Origin of the sequence: Phocaeicola barnesiae DSM 18169 = JCM 13652 (assembly GCF_000374585.1) — a bacterium.
GTDB classification, from domain to species: Bacteria; Bacteroidota; Bacteroidia; order Bacteroidales; family Bacteroidaceae; genus Phocaeicola; species Phocaeicola barnesiae.
Genome location: NZ_KB894673.1, coordinates 1 through 5,045, shown reverse-complemented (window position 1 = coordinate 5,045; position 5,045 = coordinate 1). Strand labels below are relative to the sequence as shown.

Sequence of the window (5,045 nt, the reverse complement as noted above, 5' to 3'; positions counted from 1 at the left end):
TCGGAGCGCTTCTGTTCGCTTCAGCAGGAACTTTTACTTCTTGTAAAGACTATGATGATGACATCAACAACTTGCAGGAGCAGATTAACACTGTCGTATCTGACTTGGCTTCCTTGAAGACTCAGATCGATAATCTTGGCACAGGTGTTTCAAGCGTTACTTTTGATGAGGCAACGGGCGTTCTGACTGTAGTTGACGGTGCAGGAACTCATACTTATACAATCAAGACTACAGCAGGTGAAGTGGCTGATGTGAAGATTACTATCGAAGGCCAGGAGCTGAAGGTGAATGGTGAGACTGTAGGTAAGGTAGGTGACACTGTAACTGTAGTAAACGGTGAACTGACAGTAAACGGTGAAGGTACAGGTATCAAGGTAGGTGAATATACTATTTTGGATAATCAGAATGCCGGTACTGTAACCATCACTTTGCCGGATGCTGACGGCAAACTGCAGACTGTTGTTTTGGCAAAGGCTTCTTCTAGCTTAACCTCTATGGTTATTGTTTCTGAAAATCCTATATTTAATTCTGGATATACTGCGAATAGCAATACCAAGATTATGTGGGGTACTGCTGCTTTGAATAAGTCTGAGTGGAATATAACACGAAATCAGTTGTTGGTTGGTCACATAAGCACGATAGAGGTTCAAGTACTTCCTGCAAACTATGAACTTGATAAAGCTCAATTGACTTTGAAAAATTCTTTGGGAGAAGAGGCGCCTGTAACTGTTATCCCAACTCCTAACGATAAATTGTTGAAGCCTGCTGCTACACGTACTTCTTCAAAGAATGGTTCTTGGAATATTTCCATTGAAATGGATGAAACAGTTACTGCTGATAATATCGCTAAAGTGTTTGATAATAAAAAAAGTGAGAATCTGGCGTATGCTCTTTGTGTAAATGGTAATCCTGTTACTCCATATGATATTACGATTGATATCAATGAAGCCAAACAGACAGGGGCTCCTGGAGCTCAGGAAATCTCTACATTAAAATATATCGATTCAGAAGGGTATTATGTAGATTTGAAACAGGGTGGTAAATTGCCATTAAATGCAGAAACAGATTTGAAACTTGAGATAAAAGATGGTTATACTGCATATATAACCCGATCATATATTTCATTTGAAGGAAAGAATAAAACTATTGCAAAGGCAAACGGTATTTCTGCAGATGGAATGACCATTACTACCACAAATGCGTCTGCTGGTGTTACTCTGCAAGCAACTGTACACATTCTTGATGTAACAGGAAATGATTACGAAAAAACAATCGACCTGACAGTTGAAAATAGTGAAGCCGCTTCTACAGTAGTAGATTACACATACAAGGTTATGCCAGTTGAAATCAAGTCTTCTTCATCATCTGCAGACCTCACACCAATCACTATCAGTTTGAAGGATGCATTCGCGGGTATTGATGCTTCATTGTTGGCTCAAATAAAAAATGCTGATCAGGTTCAGATTGTAGAAGAAAAGGATCAGACAGGATTTATTTTAGCAACTACTAATGGTACTATAGCTGCAGATGGTAATGCGTTAAATAACTATTTTGTTAAGGCAGACGATAAAGCATGGACGTTCGGAACGGATGCATTTACTGATGTTGACAATATTACATTAAAGTTTGGTAATGGTAGTAATAATACATTCAAGATAGCAAAAGATGCTGTCAAAGGTGATTATGCTCTTTACTTTATTGCAAAGGACAAAGACCTGAAGAACGAACTCTTCCGTATCAAGATGAATGTAAAAGTAGCTCTTCCTGAATTTACGGATCTGTTCAAAGAGAACTCTGCTTATTGGACAGACGGAAAATTCAATGCAAGAATTACTCCATCAGGAACTGTTAGCGGCGCTTTTGATGCTAAAGCTGTATTGACATTGAGTTCTGCCTTCTCGGCAATAGAAGGAACTAATGCAGTAACCAGCCGTATCGCATATGTATTCAGTGAAGACGATTGTAAGTATTTCAGTGATTTGGAAAAACCAACAAATGGAAGTTCAGATTCTGAAGATAAGAATGCAGTGGTAACAACTGAGGGTATTGCAACACTTAAGAAATCTGAAGTCTATAAAGAAGGTTATGAAGAACTGAAGGTTAATAAACTTACAGGAATAACTGCTTATACAAGTGTCCTTGCTGGATTGCAGAATGGAAAATTTGAGGCTGATGCGGATGTAGTTAAAGAGGCATTTACTGTAACGCATGCTCCGTACGATGCAGTTATTACTCCAGCATTGAATGGTGTATCACTGGTATATTATGTTAATGGTGTTGCTCAAAGCTTACAGAATGAAATTCAGCTTACAGGTGAAGGTATCTTTACACCGTTGACGTTCAAAGATAATAAACCATCTGACGGCTTTGGATTTGTACTGAACGATAATTTCATTTCTGCTAAATATACATTAACATCCGGTGCTGATCATAGTAAAGAATTGGGTGGATATGGCCTGGATACATATGGTATTTGGACAATGCAAAGTGAAATTACAGATGCGAAACGTGTTCTTATTTCTACATCTGCTACTAACGGTGCAAGTGTTGACTTTACAACAATTGGTAAGGATGTTCAAGGATATAAAGAAACAAGTCTGGCTACAGGAAATAGTTCAGATGTAACATTTACTCTAAAAGATGCAACAGGATTTATTTATAAGTCTACTGTTACAATTAAGAGATAAACGTATTTTAACTATGGGAAAAGAGCGACTCGTATGGGTCGCTCTTTTTTCGTAGTATGCTGGCATAAGCATTAGTTAACAGGGGTAAATCCTTAATTAATCATAACATCGGGAACCATATAGTCAATAGTAAGAGTGTCTTTCGTAAGTTGGAATCCGAAAAAAACGGTAGGATCTGTTCCTAACGAACGGAATTTTGATTAAAGTTTATGGAAATGGGTTGCTTACCGGACCAAACATAAAAAGCTGGTTTTTATTCACTAGGATGGCATCAATGAATAAAAATCGGCTTTTCACATAAGAATCGTCTAGGTGCATTGGTTAAAGTGCTGTATCCTGATGAGTGGATGATAGGATTACTCGCCATTCACCGATGGCATCTGCTTCCGAAGAGAAGGATGCACCTACTTAATAGTCTAAAGACCTACTCTATCCGGTTCCCAAAGAAAGCCCATCCTCTGCGTTTATCATCATTAAAACCTGACAACTGGCATCACCTTTATCCGGTACCCGTCCTTCTCGATTACCCGTTCCTCTTTTTCCGTCACGATTATCAGATTATCGCATTTCAATTCACCGGCGCATTCCACCAGACTGTCCACCTCACGCTTTTCAGTCCGAGGCATAGTCATATCATAGCAGACCTGGATGAGGGCTTCTATCCGTGTGCCTTTCCGGACAACAAAGTCCACCTCCTTGTCGTTACGGGAGCGGTAATAGAACAGGGAAGCCTGTGTGTCATATCCCCGCCTCAACAGTTCTACAAATACCTGGTTCTCTAACAGGCGTCCCAGATTTTCACTCAGACTGAAAGCCTTGGCTGTAACGAAACCGTTGTCCACCACATAAATCTTCTGCGGAGCCTTCTTCATCAGTTTCAGCTTGTTGTTAAAGCGCGGCAAATAAAAGAACAGGTAAGGTTCTCTTAAGTATTCCATGTATTTCTTGGTCGTTGCCACACTGGAGAAACCGAGGTCTCCGGCCACATCGTTAAAGCTCAAGGGGTTGCAGAAATTTGAAATCAGGTATTCGGAAAGGTTGTTCAAGTCGGTAATATTACGTACCTTATGACGCTTAGCCACATCCTTCAGCACAATGGAATCGAACAAAGTAGACAGATAGCTTCCGGTCAGACTACGTAATTCCAATGTTTCCGGATAACCACCGTTACGCAAATAATCGTCCAGCAGTACCCGGACATCCACAGTGTCCGCATCCGGAGTAACACGCTTCCATTCGAAAAACTCCGCCAGTCCGAACGGGAGCATCTCAATCTGCAGGTAACGACCCGTCAACGCTGTAGCCATTTCACTGCTCAATAGCCTGGCGTTACTCCCTGTTACCACCAGGTTCACTCCACTCCGATAAAGTTTGGATACAAAAAGATCCCAACCATCGATGTTCTGTACCTCATCCAGCAGCAGATACTCATACTCCGGATAGACATCACCCAGCATTTCCATTACCAGATTTTCATCCCAATGAGAGAGCAGTTCGTTATCATCGAAATTCAGGTAAGCGAAATTCCTGTTCTGAAGCATCAGCAGAGCCTGGGTGGACTTTCCACACCGGCGGGGACCGGTTATCAGCTTGATCTGCCTGCTTGCCAATAACGCATTGAAGTCATAGCTGGAATGCCGCGGAAGATAGGACTGTGCCAGCAACCTGTCTCGTTCCTTGCGCTGGCTGAGTAAGATATTCTTCATGGAAGCAATGATTATAGAATGAAACATTAGGTATCTTCTACCTGTCTTTTCAAGCGAAGATAACTGTTTTTATTCATTTTATCAATCCTATTGAATAAAAAAGGCTGATTTTATTCAATGACATGGAATTAATGAATAAAAAAAAGATATTGGCTTTTAGGGAATATTCCACCGTTTCCAATATACAACGTTATTTCAGCAGATGATTCGATAACTTTCAAGGAGAATAATTATAGGAAGAGAGTGATATTCCGGTCGTACGGGCCGTGCGTCCCAACCTGTATGATTCTTTCCGGTCAGGGTGAGACCTTTAATCCTGGAATGGTATTCTCTTGGTTCTGTAGTCTTTCCCGTCCCTCATCCGTCCCTTTTTCGTCCCTCCTGAAAAATGCTGAACTCATTACCCTCTCATAATAAACCGCTTACAGCAAATTTCATCATTCCCGCCGCGAAAATGTTGTACGGCTGAAACCGCGCTACAGGCTTTCTGAGCGGGGTATTTGTTTGTTTCTTTCCCGTTTTTGCTCAGACTCCGTCCCTCATCCGTCCCTCGCTGAAGGCTGTCTCTGGTCCGTCTTCTGCCAATGGGGGCGGGGATAAGCTTAAGTTTTGATAATTTGAGTTTTTTAATTTATAAATTAAAATTTTTATT

General features: G+C 40.9%; 2 protein-coding genes. One reads left to right on the top strand and one right to left on the bottom strand.

The genetic code is table 11. The annotated features are described in order from the left end of the window. A partial coding sequence (locus C510_RS17570; RefSeq protein WP_018712229.1) for a hypothetical protein occupies positions 1–2,687 on the top strand: 2,687 nt, incomplete at its 5' end. A 473-nt stretch (positions 2,688–3,160) separates the two neighbouring features. On the opposite strand, the gene C510_RS0115745 is transcribed toward C510_RS17570, so the two are convergent. Beyond that, the gene (locus tag C510_RS0115745; protein WP_026320263.1) at positions 3,161–4,393 is read right to left on the bottom strand and encodes an ATP-binding protein; all 1,233 of its coding nucleotides are present in this window, start codon (positions 4,391–4,393) and stop codon (positions 3,161–3,163) included. Positions 4,394–5,045 lie beyond the last annotated feature (652 nt).